General features: G+C 67.7%; 16 protein-coding genes. 10 read left to right on the top strand and 6 right to left on the bottom strand.

Annotated elements, in window-relative coordinates; genetic code table 11:
• Positions 1–145 precede the first annotated feature (145 nt).
• Together AB0F17_RS03790 and AB0F17_RS03785 are read left to right on the top strand one after the other, a co-directional pair.
• On the top strand, positions 146–1474 hold the full coding sequence (locus AB0F17_RS03790; RefSeq protein ID WP_358015729.1) for a cytochrome bc complex cytochrome b subunit: 1329 nt from the start codon (positions 146–148) through the stop codon (positions 1472–1474).
• A 133-nt stretch (positions 1475–1607) separates the two neighbouring features.
• Complete coding sequence (locus tag AB0F17_RS03785) at positions 1608–2579, top strand: dienelactone hydrolase family protein (protein ID WP_358015726.1); 972 nt, start codon at positions 1608–1610, stop codon at positions 2577–2579.
• Positions 2580–2821: 242 nt separating this feature from the next.
• On the opposite strand, the gene AB0F17_RS03780 is transcribed toward AB0F17_RS03785, so the two are convergent.
• Positions 2822–4207, bottom strand: coding sequence for a glycine--tRNA ligase (locus AB0F17_RS03780; RefSeq protein ID WP_358015723.1), 1386 nt, complete (start codon positions 4205–4207; stop codon positions 2822–2824).
• A 94-nt stretch (positions 4208–4301) separates the two neighbouring features.
• The gene (locus AB0F17_RS03775; protein WP_214638288.1) at positions 4302–4589 is read right to left on the bottom strand and encodes an antibiotic biosynthesis monooxygenase family protein; all 288 of its coding nucleotides are present in this window, start codon (positions 4587–4589) and stop codon (positions 4302–4304) included.
• A gap of 152 nt (positions 4590–4741) precedes the next feature.
• Between AB0F17_RS03775 and AB0F17_RS03770 the strand changes: the two genes are divergently transcribed.
• The 5 genes from AB0F17_RS03770 to AB0F17_RS03750 are packed head-to-tail and all read left to right on the top strand — an operon-like array spanning position 4742 to position 8077.
• A complete protein-coding gene (locus tag AB0F17_RS03770; protein WP_358015720.1) occupies positions 4742–5104 on the top strand; it encodes a DUF6703 family protein in 363 nt (120 codons plus the stop codon).
• Between the two features lie 48 nt (positions 5105–5152).
• Positions 5153–6043 carry a metal ABC transporter substrate-binding protein gene (locus tag AB0F17_RS03765; protein WP_358017348.1) on the top strand — a complete coding sequence of 297 codons (891 nt, stop codon included), beginning with the start codon at positions 5153–5155 and terminating at the stop codon, positions 6041–6043.
• Complete coding sequence (locus tag AB0F17_RS03760) at positions 6040–6816, top strand: metal ABC transporter ATP-binding protein (RefSeq protein ID WP_358015717.1); 777 nt, start codon at positions 6040–6042, stop codon at positions 6814–6816. The genes AB0F17_RS03765 and AB0F17_RS03760 overlap by 4 nt, the downstream gene beginning before the upstream one ends.
• The gene (locus AB0F17_RS03755; protein WP_358015714.1) at positions 6813–7688 is read left to right on the top strand and encodes a metal ABC transporter permease; all 876 of its coding nucleotides are present in this window, start codon (positions 6813–6815) and stop codon (positions 7686–7688) included. The genes AB0F17_RS03760 and AB0F17_RS03755 overlap by 4 nt, the downstream gene beginning before the upstream one ends.
• The gene (locus AB0F17_RS03750) at positions 7688–8077 is read left to right on the top strand and encodes a transcriptional repressor (RefSeq protein ID WP_358017345.1); all 390 of its coding nucleotides are present in this window, start codon (positions 7688–7690) and stop codon (positions 8075–8077) included. Before AB0F17_RS03755 ends, AB0F17_RS03750 begins: the two co-directional genes overlap by 1 nt.
• Here AB0F17_RS03750 and AB0F17_RS03745 read toward each other — a convergent pair.
• Positions 8017–8913 (bottom strand): DMT family transporter, encoded by an 897-nt coding sequence (locus AB0F17_RS03745; protein WP_358015711.1) that lies wholly within the window; start codon positions 8911–8913, stop codon positions 8017–8019. The two genes, AB0F17_RS03750 and AB0F17_RS03745, sit on opposite strands and share 61 nt — an antisense overlap.
• Positions 8914–9005: 92 nt before the next feature.
• Here AB0F17_RS03745 and AB0F17_RS03740 point away from each other — a divergent pair, with 92 nt between their 5' ends.
• Positions 9006–9554 (top strand): CGNR zinc finger domain-containing protein, encoded by a 549-nt coding sequence (locus AB0F17_RS03740; RefSeq protein ID WP_358015708.1) that lies wholly within the window; start codon positions 9006–9008, stop codon positions 9552–9554.
• A gap of 1062 nt (positions 9555–10616) precedes the next feature.
• Here the strand turns inward: AB0F17_RS03740 and AB0F17_RS03735 are convergent.
• The 3 genes from AB0F17_RS03735 to AB0F17_RS03725 form a co-directional block, all read right to left on the bottom strand.
• Positions 10617–11837, bottom strand: coding sequence for a helix-turn-helix transcriptional regulator (locus AB0F17_RS03735; protein ID WP_358015705.1), 1221 nt, complete (start codon positions 11835–11837; stop codon positions 10617–10619).
• A 191-nt stretch (positions 11838–12028) separates the two neighbouring features.
• Complete coding sequence (locus tag AB0F17_RS03730) at positions 12029–12745, bottom strand: hypothetical protein (protein WP_358015702.1); 717 nt, start codon at positions 12743–12745, stop codon at positions 12029–12031.
• A 169-nt stretch (positions 12746–12914) separates the two neighbouring features.
• On the bottom strand, positions 12915–13334 hold the full coding sequence (locus tag AB0F17_RS03725) for a MerR family transcriptional regulator (protein WP_358015699.1): 420 nt from the start codon (positions 13332–13334) through the stop codon (positions 12915–12917).
• Between the two features lie 56 nt (positions 13335–13390).
• On the opposite strand from AB0F17_RS03725, the gene AB0F17_RS03720 reads away from it, so the two are divergent.
• Complete coding sequence (locus AB0F17_RS03720; RefSeq protein WP_358015696.1) at positions 13391–14335, top strand: SDR family NAD(P)-dependent oxidoreductase; 945 nt, start codon at positions 13391–13393, stop codon at positions 14333–14335.
• Between the two features lie 18 nt (positions 14336–14353).
• Positions 14354–14533 carry a hypothetical protein gene (locus AB0F17_RS03715; protein ID WP_358015693.1) on the top strand — a complete coding sequence of 60 codons (180 nt, stop codon included), beginning with the start codon at positions 14354–14356 and terminating at the stop codon, positions 14531–14533.
• The last annotated feature ends 44 nt before the right edge of the window (positions 14534–14577 follow it).

The following is a 14577-nucleotide window of genomic DNA, read 5'->3' as shown; positions in this document are numbered from 1 at the left end:
ACGTTTCACCTGGTGAAGGGCACATAACCGGTCTAATCCAATTAATATTCTGTTGAGCCAGAAATTGGTTTATACCAATTGGTATAAACCAATTTTGAAAGATCCGGATGATACAATCGGCTCACCGTCTAGCAGGAGGCGCCCGATGGCCACTCCTACCAAGCCACAGCGTCGCGCCGCCCGCCTGGTCTCCGGATCGGCCAAAGCCGCGCAGGGCTCCGCGAGTTTCCTGGACGAGCGCCTCGGCCTGGCCCACTGGCTCCGCCCGAACCTGCGCAAGCTCTTCCCGAGCCACTGGTCGTTCCTGCTCGGCGAGCTCGCCCTGTACTCGTTCGTCCTGCTCGTCCTGACGGGCACCTTCCTGACCCTCTTCTACAAACCCAACCCCGACGTGGCCTTCACCTCGGTGCGCGAGATCAGCCTGGACATCAGGGGCGGCCTGCTGGTGCGCCAGATGCACCACTGGGCGGCGACGATCTTCGTGCTGTCGATCGTGGCCCACCTGTTCCGCGTCTTCTTCACCGCCGCCTTCCGCAAGCCGCGCGAGCTGAGCTGGATGACCGGGGTGGTGCTGTTCGGGCTGGCGCTGTTCGAGTCGTTCCTGGGCGTCTCGCTGCCCGCCGACCAGCTCGCCATGACCGGCCTGCGGCAGGCGCAGGGCCTGCTGCTGTCGTTCCCGCTCGTCGGCGGCTACCTGTCGGCACTCGTCTTCAACGGCGACTTCCCCGGCCAGGTCATCCCGCGCATCTTCGTGACGCACGTGCTGCTGGTGCCGGGCATCCTGCTGGCGCTCATACCGCTGCACGGGATCGTCCTGACCTGGCGGCAGAAGCACACCGATCACCGCACCCCGACGTCGGACGAGAAGCGGGTCACGGGCGGGCCGTTCTTCCCCTACTTCGCCGTCAAGAACGCCGCCACCACGATGTTCACGATGGCCGTCGTGGCGCTGCTGGCCACTTTCGTCCAGGTCAACCCGGTGTGGGAACACGGGCCGTACCAGCCCGGCGGCTGGCCGCCGTCGGCCCAGCCGTTCTGGTATTTCGGCGTTCTGGAAGGCGCGCTACGCCTGACGCCGCCGTGGGTGATCACCGTCGGCGGCTTCGCCCTGCAGATCGGCCTCTGGATCCCGATGCTGGTCCTGGCGGCCTTCTTCACGGTCCTGTTCCTTTACCCGTTCCTGGAACGCCGCTTCACCAAGGATCACCGCGTGCACAACCTGCTGGACCGCCCCTCCCACGCCCCCGTCCGCACCGCGCTCGGCGCGGCGGTGATCACGTTCTTCACGGTGCTGTGGGCCGGCACGTGGGTCTCGGAGGTCCCGCCGGACCCGAACGCGCCGACGCCACTCCTCACGGCACCGCACGAGACCTACGTCTGGATCGTGTACGGCCTGCGCATCGCGATCTTCGTCCTGCCCCCGATCGTGTACGCCATCACCCTGGCCGTGTGCAGGAGTCGCGCCCGCCGCTGAATCCTTTGCCCGGCCTTGCGGTGGAGACCGACCTTTCGGTGGAGATACGCCATCACCCTGGCCGCGTGCAGGAGCCGCGCCGCCGCCGAATCCTTTGCGCGGCCTTTCAGTGAAGAGGGGTACATCTCCCGGCATGACGCCTATCCAGCGCTACCTCGCGGAAGAGGTGGCCATCGACCACGCGGACGGCCTCATCCCACGTCGCGAAGCGCTGCGCCGGCTGGGTCTCCTCGGGATCGGCCTGCCCGCCGCCAGCGCCCTGCTCTCCGCCTGTGGCGCGCCACCGGAACTGGCTCGCGGCACACCGGCGACCTCGTCCGGCGCCGCCACTCCGGCGGCCTCGTCGGGTGCCGCCGCCCCGACGGTCTCCTCCGGTCCCGCTGGCACACCGGCCGCGTCCGCCTCCGCGGCCGGCCCGTCGCCCCTGCCCACGCGGGCCATCACCTTTCCCGGCCCCGAAGGGACGACACTGCAGGGCGCCTGGGCCGCCGCCGCCGATCCGAAGGGCGCTGTCCTGGTCATCCACGAGAACCGCGGCCTGACCGACCACATCCGCTCGGTGGCCGGCCGGCTCGCCGCGAGCGGCTATTCGGCCCTGGCGATCGACCTGCTGTCACGTGAGGGCGGCACGGCCTCGTTCGCCGACACCGCGCAGGCCACCGCCAAGCTGGGCGAGATCGCACCCGAACGCTTCGTCGCCGACATGAAGGCGGGGCTGGGAGAGCTGGCCAAGCGCGCGAACGGGGCGAAGCTGGGCATGATCGGCTTCTGCTTCGGCGGCGGCATGACGTGGCTCCTGCTGTCCTCGGCCGAACCGCGCCTGTCCGCCGCCGCACCGTTCTACGGCCCACTGCCCGACCACGCCGACTTCACGGGCACCAAGGCCGCCGTCCTGGCCATCTACGCGGAGCAGGACAACCGCGTCAACGCCAGCAGGGACGCCGCCAAGGCCGCCCTGGAGAAGGCCGGGCTCCCCCACGAGATCGTGACCTTCCCGGGCGTGAACCACGCCTTCTTCAACGACACGGGCCCGCGCTACAACGCGCAGGTCGCCGCGCAGGCTTACCAGCGAGTCCTGGACTGGTTCGGCGAACACCTGTCCTGACCCTGGCAGACGACCCCGCGACACCCTGGTGAACGGGACGCCTCAGGCATGACGACAGCGACCCCGCCCACGGTCTCGAAAGACCGCGAACGGGGTCAAGAGTGCGCACGTCACGGCGCCCAGCCCCGTGAACCTCAGGAGCGTGCCCCTGGACAGACGCCAGCCCCGCGCACCGGGTGGGGCTGGCCCATGCCGGCCGTAAAACAGAAAAGAGAAAGCGGCTGGCTGGCCGTAGCAGAGAACTAGTCGTTCAGATGCTGACGGAGATAGGAGTCGACGGCGTCGAGGGAGATGCGCTCCTGAGCCATCGAGTCGCGCTCGCGGATCGTGACCGCCTGGTCCTCAAGGGTGTCGAAGTCGACCGTGATGCAGAACGGCGTGCCGATCTCGTCCTGGCGCCGGTAGCGCCGGCCGATCGCGCCCGCGTCGTCGAACTCGACGTTCCACCGCCGGCGCAGCTGCGCGGCCAGGTCGCGGGCCTTCGGCGACAGGTCGGCGTTGCGCGACAGCGGCAGCACCGCGGCCTTGACCGGGGCGAGCCGGTGGTCGAGCCGCATGACCGTGCGCTTCTCCATGACGCCCTTGGCGTTGGGCGCCTCGTCCTCGGTGTAGGCGTCGAGCAGGAACGTCAGCGTGGCCCGGTCGACACCCGCCGCCGGCTCGATGACGTAGGGCACGTAACGCTCGCCCGTGTCCTGCTCGAAGAAGCTCAGGTCGACGCCCGACGCCTTGGAGTGGGCGGTCAGGTCGAAGTCGGTGCGGTTGGCGATGCCTTCGAGCTCGCCCCACTCGCCGCCCGCGAAGTTGAAGCGGTATTCGACGTCGACCGTGCGCTTGGAGTAGTGGGACAGCTTCTCCTTGGGGTGCTCGTAGAGCCGGAGGTTGTCCTTGTTGATGCCCAGATCGGAGTACCAGCGGAAGCGCTCGTCGATCCAGTATTGGTGCCACTCCTCGTCGCTGCCCGGCTTGACGAAGAACTCCATCTCCATCTGCTCGAACTCGCGGGTGCGGAAGATGAAGTTGCCCGGCGTGATCTCGTTGCGGAAGGACTTGCCGACCTGGCCGATGCCGAACGGGATCTTCTTGCGCGCCGACTGCTGCACGTTGAGGTAGTTGATGAAGATGCCCTGCGCGGTCTCCGGGCGCAGGAAGGCCAGGCCGGACTCGTCCTCGACCGGGCCGAGGTAGGTCTTGAGCAGGCCGCTGAACTGCTTCGGGTCGGTGAAAGCGCCCTTGTTGCCGCAGTTGGGGCAGGTGATGTCGGCAAGGCCGTTCTCGGGCGACTTGCCGTTCTTCTCCTCGTACGCCTCAAGGAGATGGTCGGCGCGGTAGCGCTTGTGGCACGACTGGCACTCGGTCAGCGGGTCGGTGAAGGTCTCCACGTGGCCGCTGGCCTGCCAGACCTCGCGAGCCAGGATGACGCAGGAGTCGAGGCCCACCACGTCGTCGCGCGACTGGACCATCGACAGCCACCACTGCCGCTTGACATTGTTCTTCAGCTCGACGCCCAGGGGACCGTAGTCCCACGACGCGCGCAGTCCGCCGTAGATCTCGCTCGACGGGTAAACGAGCCCGCGGCGTTTGGCGAGGCTGACGATCGTGTCCATGACGTCTGTGCGTCGTGCCATTTGGTTGCGTCTCTTTCCGGCTGGAGGTCGGCGAGGGAAATTGGATGAGCTCCCAGCTTAGGGGACGCCCGGGAGCCCTCGCGCGCGAGTATTTCTACTCTCCGTCTTGTAGGTAAACGTCCTCGAACGCACTCGGTTCGTTGACCATGAGGATCATCAGGGGATACATCGCCATCCGCGCCGCGGACAGGGCCCTCCGGTAAAATCCGGCGCCCTCCCACTCACTGACCAGCGCCCACAGATTGGGCTCGTCGACCGAGCGGGCCAATCGGCCGCGCAGGAATCCGGGCTGGTCGGCCAGCGTCTGAAGGATGACATGGCCTTGCTTGACGAAGTCTTGGGACTGGGACTCTGGGACGGTGTAACGGATTACGGCGAGCACGCACACCAGGATGTCAGACGATTACACACCGCTGGGCGATTCCAGCCCCTGGCCTGCTCGCACGCACCGGCCGAATCCGGCGCGCGGCGGCGGGATCCCCCGGCCGAATCCGGCGCGCGGGCGGCAGGACCCGTCGGCGCTAGGCTCGGCCTGTGGCCTCCAAAGACAACCGCCGCAAGAATCCCCGGCGACCGCTTCCCGCCGGCGAGCAGTTCTTCACGCCCGGCGCGACCGGCCTGCGCAAGTCCGTCGAGGAGCGCAGCGCGACCCCGATGGCGTTCCTGTTCACGCAGGTGCCCAAGTGGGCGGCGCCCGCCGTGCTGGTGGTGCTCCTGCTGACCGGGTTCGCCGTGAACAACTGGCTGGGCGGCGTGGCGGTGCTGCCGGTGCTGGCGTTCGTGGGCTGGCTGGCGTACCTGTCCTGGCCGTCGCTGAGTGTCGGCGGGCGGCTACTGCGGGTCGTGATGCTGGCCTTCCTGCTGGTCCTTGCGGCCGACCGTTTCGGAGTGTTTTAGCCATAGATTTTGACAATCATTTTCATTTTCCCCATAATCGGTGGCGTGATGTCCCGAACGCCCCGAATCAGTGCTGCAATCCTCGCGATCACCCTGACGTCCGCCGCCTGCTCCGGCTCCGGCGCCGCCGACACGGCGAAGGACGGCAAGCCCGCCGTGATCGCCGCCTTCTACCCGCTCCAGTGGCTCACCGAGCAGGTCGGGGGCTCGGACGTGAACGTGTCGGTGCTGACCGCCCCCGGCGTCGAACCGCACGACCTGGAGCTCGGCGCGCACCAGGTGGCCCAGCTCGAGGACGCGGCGCTGACCGTCTACATCAAGGGCGTCCAGCCCGCCGTGGACGACGCGGTCGCCCAGGACAAGAGCTTCGACGCCGCCACCGCCGTCAAGACCCTCCCCGCGAGTGAGCACGAAGAAGGCCACGACATCGGGTACGACCCGCACCTCTGGCTGGACCCCTCCCGCCTGGCCACCGTCGCCACCAAGCTCGGCGAGCGGCTGGCCGCCGTCGACCCCGCGCACGCCCAGGGCTACCGGGACCGCGCGGTCAAGACGGCGGGCGCGCTGGGGACACTCGACCAGGAGTACGCCAAGAGCCTGACCACCTGCGGGACCAAGACCCTGGTCACCAGCCACCAGGCGTTCGGCTACCTGGCCGACCGCTATCACCTCAAGCAGATCGGCATCACCCTCGACCCGGAGGCCGAGCCCTCCCCCGCCCGCATCGCCGAGGTCGCCAAGCTGGCCAAGGACGAGAAGGCGACCACGATCTTCACCGAATCCCTGGTCAGCCCCAAGGTCGCCGAAGTGCTCGCCAAGGAGATCGGCGCGAAGACGGCGGTGCTCGACCCGCTGGAGAGCAAGCCGCCGGGCGACTACCTGTCGGCCATGCGCGCCAACCTGAAGACCCTGCAGAGCGCATTGGGGTGCACGGCATGACCGACAGCGCCTTCTCCATGACCGGCGGCCGGGTGAGCCTGGACCGGCGGGACATCCTGCGCGGCATCGACCTCACGGTCCGCCCCGGCGAGGTCGTCGCCGTCATGGGCGCCAACGGCTCCGGCAAGTCCACGCTGGTCCGCACCCTGCTGGGCCTCACCCCGCTCTCGGGCGGCCAGACCCTGGTGTACGGCTCGCCGCCGGCGAAGTTCCGCGAGTGGTGGCGCATCGGCTACGTGCCGCAGCGCCTGGCCGTCGGCGGCGGGGTGCCCGCCACGGTCCGCGAGGTCGTGACCTCCGGCCGCATCGCCAGGCAGAGCCGGCTGCGCCGTACCAGCCCCGAGGACAAGGCGGCGGCGGCGAGCGCGCTCGAGGCCGTCGGGCTGTCCGACCGGGCGGGCGACCCGGTGCAGTCACTGTCCGGCGGCCAGCAGCAGCGGGTGCTGATCGCCCGCGCGCTGGCGGGCGAGCCCGACACGTACGTGATGGACGAACCCACCGCGGGTGTCGACGCCGGCACCCAGCAGTTGCTCGCCGATACGCTGGCCTCGCTGGTGCTGAACGGCAAGACCATCGTGCTCGTCGCACACGAGCTCGGCCCGCTCGAGCCGCTCATCACCCGCGGCGTGGTGGTCCGCGAGGGCCGGATCGCGCACGACGGAAGGCCGCCCCGGCCCGAGGGCGACTGCGCGCGGCCAGGACACGAACACGTACACCCGCACGCCGCCGAGACGGCCTCGGGACCCCTTTCCGGATGGCGGGGAGAGTCATGATCGAGCTGTTGGACAAGCAGTTCTTCCAGCTCGCGCTGATCGCGGCCCTGCTGGTGGGGCTCTGCGCACCCGCTGTCGGCACGTTCATCGTCCAGCGCAAGCTCGCCCTGCTCGGCGACGGCATCGGGCACGTGGCGCTGACCGGCGTCGCGCTGGGCTTCCTGACCGGCACCGCGCCCGTGCTCACGGCCGTGGCCGTGGCCGTCATCGGCGCCGTGGCCATCGAACTGGTCCGGGCGCGCGGGCGTACCAGCGGCGACGTGGCTCTGGCGCTGCTGTTCTACGGCGGCATCGCGGGCGGCGTCATGCTCATGGGCATCGCGCCGGGTGGCAGCAACGCCAAACTGAACTCGTACCTGTTCGGCGCCATCGCCAGCGTCACCACCCAGGACATCTGGATCATCGGCGCGCTGGCCGTCGCAGTGATCGCGGTGGTTATGATCTTCGGCAGGGAGCTGTTCGTGCTCTGCCAGGACGAGGAGATGGCCCGGGCCAGTGGTCTGCCGGTACGCTTCCTCAGCCTGCTGATCGCCGTCACGGCCGCGCTGACCGTGGTCATCGCCATGCGCGTGGTCGGGTTGCTGCTGGTCAGCGCGCTGATGGTGATCCCGGTGGCGACCAGTCAGCAGCTCACCAGAGGGTTCCGTTCGACGATGGGGTTGGCCATGCTGTTCGGCGTCATCGCGGCGGTGGGCGGGCTGCTCGGCTCGACGCTGTCCGCCAGGGTGCCGCCGGGCGCCGCGATCGTGCTTCTTGCCCTCTGCGGCTTCGTCCTGGCGCTCGGTGTCGGTAAGTTCGTACGGCGAGGCAGACCCCGGGAGTCCACAGTGAGCGAGCGATCCAGCATGCGCGTCGAGGAGGTCACACGATGATGTCCACAAGACGTGACGCCGTGCACGACACTCTCCGCCAGAGTGATGGTTTCCGCAGCGCGCAGGACGTCTACGCCGAGATGCGCGCCCACGGCGCCAAGATCGGCCTGACCACGGTCTATCGGGCGCTCCAGGCGCTGGCCGACGGCGGCCTCGTCGACGTGCTGCGCACCGACGACGGCGAGTCCGTCTACCGCGCGTGCGCCAGCGGCGACCACCATCACCACCTGGTGTGCCGCCGCTGCGGCCGGACGGTCGAGGTGGCCGGTCCCACCGTCGAACGCTGGGCGGAGACGGTCGGCTCGGAGCACGGCTTCACCGAGATCACTCACACGGTCGAGGTGTTCGGCACCTGCTCCGTCTGTTCGGCCACGGTACGGGCGGGCTGAGCACGACGCGAGCCGTACAGCACTCCCAGCACGATCACCCCGCACCCGGCGAGCTGGAACGGCGACGGGTGCTCGCCGAGCAGCATGGCCGACAGCGCGACCGTCGTCATGGGCTGGATGAGCAGAAGCAGTGCGGTGAGTGCGGCGGGCTGCCTGGGCAGCGAGAACGAGATCAGCGTCCAGCCGATCACCTGCGGGCCGAGCGCGAGCAGCAGCAGCCAGCCGTGCGCCGGCCAGCTCGGCACGAAGTCGGCGCCCCCGAACACCGGGCTCAGCGCGGCCATCGCGACCGTGGCCACGACGGTGGCGTGCGCCAACGGCCCGACCGTACGCCCCGAGCCGCCCTTCAACACCAGCAGGAACGCCGCGTACGAGATCGAGGTGGCCACACCCGTCACCACCCCGAGCACCGGGTTCGCCCCGTATGCGGCACTGTCGAAGACCCCCGAGATCAGCACCACGCCGGCGAACACCACCGGGGTGGCCCGCATCAGCCGGTTCGACGGCCGCTCGCGGAAGAGCGCCCACGCCGCGAAGGCCACGATGAAGACCTGCAGATTCCCCAGCACGGTCGCCAGCCCCGCGCCCACGTACTTGATAGCTTGGTGCCAGAACAGCAGGTCGAACGCGAACAGCACGCCCGCCAGCCACGCCAGGTTGCGGCTCCGGGCCGGCAGGGGGCCCAGCTTCCGCCGTTCGAACCAGGCCAGCACCAGCATCGGCGGCAGCGCGTACGCGCACCGGAAGAACGCCGAGGTGGCCGGCGAGACCCCCGACAACCGCACCAGGGGCGCGGAGGTGGAGATGATCAGCGCACCCGCTATCGCGATCAGCACGATACGACGATGTGCACTCACAGAAACCCCCGACACCCTTGGAGAGAGATACGCTGCGACCACGCTAGAACCGGTCGTCGACAGGAGTCAACATGCCGTTTGGCCATGACATGGTGCATTCGCTGGCCACGGTCGTAGAGCTGGTCAACACCTCCCCGTCGACCGGCGGCGAAGACGGCCTGGCCGAGCTGGCCGACCTGCACGGCTTCGTCGAGTCGCGCCAGGTCAGCGGCATCGGCGCCCTCACGGCCCGCGACCTCGGGCAGGTGCGGCTGGTGCGCGAGGCCTTCCACCGCGTCTTCACCGCCCCGGACCAGCCGACGGCCGTACGACTCCTCAACGGGCTCCTGTCGAAGACGCGCATCACGCCCCGGTTGACGGAGCACGATGGGCATCCGTTGCACATGCACTACTTCGCCCCGGACGCGACCCTTTCCGAGCATCTGGCGGCGGACTGCGGCGTGGCGCTGGCGCATCTGGTGGTGGACGAGGAGTGGGAACGTCTTCGGACCTGCTCGGCGCCTGACTGCGACCGGGTGTTCGTGGACGAGTCGCGCAATCGGTCGCGGGTTTACTGCGACAGCCGTACTTGTGGGAACCGGATGCACGTGGCCGCTTATCGGGCACGACGGCGGGCCTGACAAACTCGGTCATCGCCGTTCGGCGCGCTACGCGCGAGTGGCACTCAGCCGTGCTTCCCAGGGGGCTCCGCCCCCTTCGACCCCCCAAAGGCATGGAGCTTGGCTCGCACCCCGAGGGCATCCGGCTGACAGCGATCGACGGTCCACGGCTTCGTTCTTCAGCCCTGGCCCACCGCACTACTAGGGCATAGCTCTGCTCCTACCAACCATGCGCAAGTCGGGCAAGCTCGCGCGCTGGTGGAGGCGAACGGAAGAGACCAGCCGGTGAACGGCAAGGGATACGCCACATCGCCGCAGAGGCCAATTTCCTCGCTATCTCGCATCGCATGCTGTACGGCCTCTCGTTCAAGGCCTGAAAGTCCCACCCAGTAGGCAGGCGGCGGTTCGGCGCACCGCTCTGGGTGCGGAGTGAGGTCATCCCAGTGCACCGACCAGCGTCGCACCCCCTGCGGTAGATCCCACTGCGGCCCATCAAGTTCGATCAAGGCGACCACGCCAGGGCGGAAATGAGCGACCACCCGGCCCATGGCACCGATGAGCCGCGACCCGAGCGCCCGTGTAGTCGTCGGGCTGTGCTCCATGCTCGTGATCTCGATACGGCACCCCGGCTGCCGCCACGAGCCATCCGCCGTCATGCCATCCTCAGCCCATACGCGGCGTCCGCGTCGCGCATGAGAGTGCGCAGTTCGACGATATCCCCGGCGTCCAAGACAAGGGGGCATGGGGATAGCCAGGCGGCGATCGCCCAGAAGCGGCGACTGTACGGGCCATAGAACACGGCCCATCCAGGCTCAGAGCGGTCCAGTTCCCATGCGACGCGTCGCTTGTCCGGATCCCAGTCCCGGCGTCTTGCGGGAGGCTGCTGATCGCTCCGACTGGCTTCGCCGGGTGGCCCACTCGATCTGGTTGACGCCGTACGTCGTCTCACCCGTCCTCCAAGGTCTCAGCCTTGCTGATCTTGCGTGCGAGGACCGCGGGTCTCGCATCACAGCGACCGTAGAAACGGGGAAGGGGGCCATTGTGCACAGCAAGTGCACACGAGCCCCCTTGACAAACCGGCTGCTAAATGCTCATGCGGCCGGCCAGCAAACGCAACGACTCGGGGGGCTTCCGGTAACTACGCTGGAGCTGGCGGACCGTCTCTCTGGCAGAGGGGTGGAACCGGGTCATCTGCGGCGCGACCCGCTCCGCGTGAAGGACGCGCTTGAGCGACCTTTCGTGATCATTTCCGCACAAGTGGACACGAGACATGTCAAGTTCGTGATGAGCCCGCCGCTCACCACCGACGGAGCGCTGTCCCAGATCGAGTTCGCGGTCCAGCTTGATCGCCTCGTCGGCGTCCCCCAGTTCGACGGCCACCGCGCAACCATGAATGGCCGCATTCTGGGGGTTCATCTGAAGGCCGTAAGGATCGCGGCGGTCTCGCGGGCTGATTCGAGCCGCAGCGTCCGAAGCCGCGCCGTGATGCTCCCAGGCATCCGGAGCCTTACCGGCCCTCGCGGCGGCGATGGCGGCACTGAGGTGGAGGGAGCCGAAGACCTCCATTGAGACCGGGTTGTCCTGATCGATCTTACTCGCCGCATTCTTGATCATCTTGAGGGCTACGTCCCATGCTCCGAGCGTCATGAGCAGCCTCGCTCGACCGAGCGAGACCAGGCAGGGAAGGTGCTCGTCCTCGGCACGCTGCGCGGAGACGGAGGTCCGCTCGACAATGACCTGAGCGAGATCGTTGTAGCCCAGCCGACGTGCCAGCGATCCGGCCAAGGCTTGGGCGCGGTTGAGCATGCGCCATGCCCGCGCGACATCCATCTCCATGGCGTGGACGGTCAACTCCTCCAGAACCGCAGGCAGGCGAGCGCCGAGACGGACATGCGATGCGGCTTTCTGAAGCTTTCGCAGCTCGGCTATCTCGGTGCGCAACTCGCCCAGGGTCCGAGGAGGCGCGTCGAGTTCGGGCGCGATATCCACGTACGCCAAGGCCATCCGAATTGCCGGAATGGTCGCGTGTACCGCATCGCTGTTCTTATCGTTACCCCGGTATGGCTGGCCGTTGATCTCCGCCGGGTCCACGGCGCACGCTCTCGCGACGGCCGCGACCAGGGATGGAGTCGCGGGTTTCGCTCCCGTCTCGACCTTGGCGAGCAGGCTGCGTGACACGTTCGCTCGCATGGCTAGGCCCTCTTGGGTGAACCCTCGGAGGTTCCGCGCTTTCGCTATTCGGATGCCCGTGTGCTCACTGCGAGGGGTGGTTGCCGGTTCGGGATTCCAGTCAAATCCGGCCATATTCCTGCCCCCTTTTCCGGTTGCGCGACATCTCCACCATAAACCGTTTGCCCAGCTCAAAAGAGGTGGTTCTTGGGATTATCGCCGTAGCACCACTCAACGTCAGCCGCCTAGTACGGCAGTCCGAGATCGTGATCTGTTGATGACCGGGCCTGGCCGGAGCGATGACCTGCCGGGAGTCCTTCGCCTGATCATCTCGCCCATTGCGGGCAGAACTCCACATGGAACTGGTCCCAGTCGTGCTCCTCCAGATCCGGCCAGTCGTAGAGGCTGCGGCAGACGTGGTAATTGCAGGCGCCGGGAATGTAATGCTCCGTCGCGGCGTGGGGTGGCCCGTCCTTGGTAACGGCGAAGATCTCCTGTGCCGCCTCCCGGAACGCCGTCGTGCCGCCCACCAGGAACAGGGTCTCGGCATAAACGGCCTGGTGAAGCAGGTTGCTGTGCTTCGGATCGCTTCGCCCTGAGGTCTTGAGCCCGTGGCCGGCCGACAGGTCTCTTGCCGGGATGCTTGCGGTGCGTAGCTCTCGGGGAGCGTTCCCTGCGTTGATGCGCTCCCGCAGTTGCTTCCACCGGGAGGGCCGGAACTGCACCGCGCGATGGGCCAGCACGAGTTCGAGCCGCTTCTCGTTGTCCCAGCCGACCCCGGGAGCGGTCGAGGTGGCGCGCGTCGGCAGGTAGATCAGGGATCGCGGGGATCGCGCCGCGAGCAGCATCAGAGTGCCAATGCGTCGGCCGTCCCTCCGGTCCGCATACATCTCGTACCAATCTCGGGCCTTGTAGAGTGCCCCGTTCTTCAACGGTCTAGCCGGCCGGATCACCCGGAAATCCGTGCCGCTGAGCTGCCCACGCTGGACGGCGACTTTCAGCCTCAGGTCGTCGCGTGTGAGGGCGGCTCGCGAAGCAGCCATCCAGATGTCTCCTCTTTAGCGTTGAGCTCTCATCGAGATTTCTCGATCAAGGCGCAGCCTGCGACGACACGACCGGAGCCACCAAGGCCCTGGACGTCGGTGGGTCGCAAGGATCGCCCTGGTCAGATGCGCCTGGTTGCGGCCCTGCACCGCCGGGACCCGTCGACGCCTACGTGTGGTTGCCGGTGCTCCAGAGGGCGCTCGCCGTACCCTGCGACACGTGTTCTTCGTAGACCCCGACTTTCTGGGTGATCAGGTTGAGACACTCGGTGAGTTCGGCGATCCGAGCGAGGACCTGCTGCTGATGTTGGCGCAGCAACGCCAGTCGCTCGTCTTCATTGCCGGGGCCTTGCCGGATCAGTTCGGCGAAGCGCCGAATCGTGGCGAGGGGCATCCCGGAGGCGCGGAACCTCATGCAGCTGGACAGCCACTCCACATCCCACTCGCTGTAGATGCGGCGGCCGTTCGTTCTCCGTCTTATCTGACTGGCGAAGAGGCCTTCACGCTCGTAGAGGCGCAGGGTGTGCACGCTCAGCCCGGTGCGCTCCGCGACCTGCCCGATGCTCAGTTCCGGTGTGCTGCCGGTCATGGAGCCGAGCGTACGCTATTGACCTAGACCAAGGTCTAGCATCTAGCTTTCGGATCATGACAACGCCTCAACACAAGCTTGGATCGGGATTCGGCACCCGGAGTACCGCGAACGACGTCCTGCGTGGGATCGATCTCTCCGGCAAGCTCGCCGTCGTCACTGGGGGCTATTCGGGTCTCGGGCTGGAGACCAGCCGCGCGCTCGCCCGCGCCGGAGCCCACGTCATCGTCCCCGCCCGGCGGAGGGCGGCCGCTCGGGAGATGGCCGAGGGCATCGATGGCGTCGAGGTCGACGAGGTGGACCTGGCCGAACTTGGCAGTGTCCACGAATTCGCCGATCGGTTTCTGGCGTCGGGTCGGGAGATCGACATCGTGATCAATAATGCCGGGATCATGGCCTGTCCCGAGACACGGGTCGGCCCCGGATGGGAAGCGCAGTTCGCGATCAACCACCTTGGCCACTACGCGCTTGTCAACCTGCTCTGGCCGGCGATCGCCCGTGGCGGGGCGGCCCGCGTTGTCGTCGTGGCCTCCGGCTTCGACTTGGTCTCAGGACTGCGCTGGGACGACGTGCACTTCCAGCACGGCTACGACAAATGGCAGGCATACACACAGGCGAAGACGGCGAACGTGCTGTTCGCCGCGGAGCTCGACGTGCTCGGCCGGGACGCCGGAGTCCGGGCGTTCTCAGTGCATCCGGGGTACATCCTCACCCCGCTGCAACGCCACCTCACCAAGGAGGAGATGATCGACGCCGGCTGGATCGATGCGGCCGGCAATCAGGTGAACGACGACTTCAAGACGCCTGCGCAGGGCGCGGCGACGCAGGTATGGGCTGCGACCTCACCGCAATTGGCCGGCAAGGGCGGCGTCTACTGCGAGGACTGCGACATCGCCGAACCCTTCGGCGACGGCATGGCGGTCGACCCCGAACAGACCGCGCGCTTGTGGAGACTGTCGGCAGAGCTCACCGGCGTCAACGCGTTCATGACAACCGCCTGAACTGGTTCGCTGGGCCTCATGGAACGCACCCTGCCCGTGCTGCTGCCCGGCGAGCGGCCGGATCCTAGTGTCGGCGATCACCCGTGGCTGCTGGCCGGCCCGTTAGCGGCCGACCTGACCAACGCCGAACGAGGACTGGGCTACCGGTGTAGGATCCGCAATTCCGTGTCGGATGGCAGCGTCTGGACCTGCGGTTGATGGACAGTCCGCGTGATCTGTCGGACGTGTTAGTCCGCGAAGGC

It is taken from the genome of Nonomuraea sp. NPDC026600, from assembly GCF_040638335.1.
GTDB lineage: Bacteria > Actinomycetota > Actinomycetes > Streptosporangiales > Streptosporangiaceae > Nonomuraea.
This window is presented reverse-complemented; position numbering and strand designations above follow the sequence as displayed.

Coding starts and splice junctions, on each gene's coding strand:
- AB0F17_RS03785 (WP_358015726.1), top strand. CDS start 1,608: ATGACGCCTATCCAGCGCTACCTCGCGGAAGAGGTGGCCATCGACCAC.
- AB0F17_RS03715 (WP_358015693.1), top strand. CDS start 14,354: ATGGAACGCACCCTGCCCGTGCTGCTGCCCGGCGAGCGGCCGGATCCT.
- AB0F17_RS03780 (WP_358015723.1), bottom strand. CDS start 4,207: ATGGCACGACGCACAGACGTCATGGACACGATCGTCAGCCTCGCCAAA.
- AB0F17_RS03730 (WP_358015702.1), bottom strand. CDS start 12,745: ATGGCTGCTTCGCGAGCCGCCCTCACACGCGACGACCTGAGGCTGAAA.
- AB0F17_RS03755 (WP_358015714.1), top strand. CDS start 6,813: ATGATCGAGCTGTTGGACAAGCAGTTCTTCCAGCTCGCGCTGATCGCG.
- AB0F17_RS03720 (WP_358015696.1), top strand. CDS start 13,391: ATGACAACGCCTCAACACAAGCTTGGATCGGGATTCGGCACCCGGAGT.
- AB0F17_RS03765 (WP_358017348.1), top strand. CDS start 5,153: ATGTCCCGAACGCCCCGAATCAGTGCTGCAATCCTCGCGATCACCCTG.
- AB0F17_RS03740 (WP_358015708.1), top strand. CDS start 9,006: ATGCCGTTTGGCCATGACATGGTGCATTCGCTGGCCACGGTCGTAGAG.
- AB0F17_RS03760 (WP_358015717.1), top strand. CDS start 6,040: ATGACCGACAGCGCCTTCTCCATGACCGGCGGCCGGGTGAGCCTGGAC.
- AB0F17_RS03750 (WP_358017345.1), top strand. CDS start 7,688: ATGTCCACAAGACGTGACGCCGTGCACGACACTCTCCGCCAGAGTGAT.
- AB0F17_RS03725 (WP_358015699.1), bottom strand. CDS start 13,334: ATGACCGGCAGCACACCGGAACTGAGCATCGGGCAGGTCGCGGAGCGC.
- AB0F17_RS03735 (WP_358015705.1), bottom strand. CDS start 11,837: ATGGCCGGATTTGACTGGAATCCCGAACCGGCAACCACCCCTCGCAGT.
- AB0F17_RS03790 (WP_358015729.1), top strand. CDS start 146: ATGGCCACTCCTACCAAGCCACAGCGTCGCGCCGCCCGCCTGGTCTCC.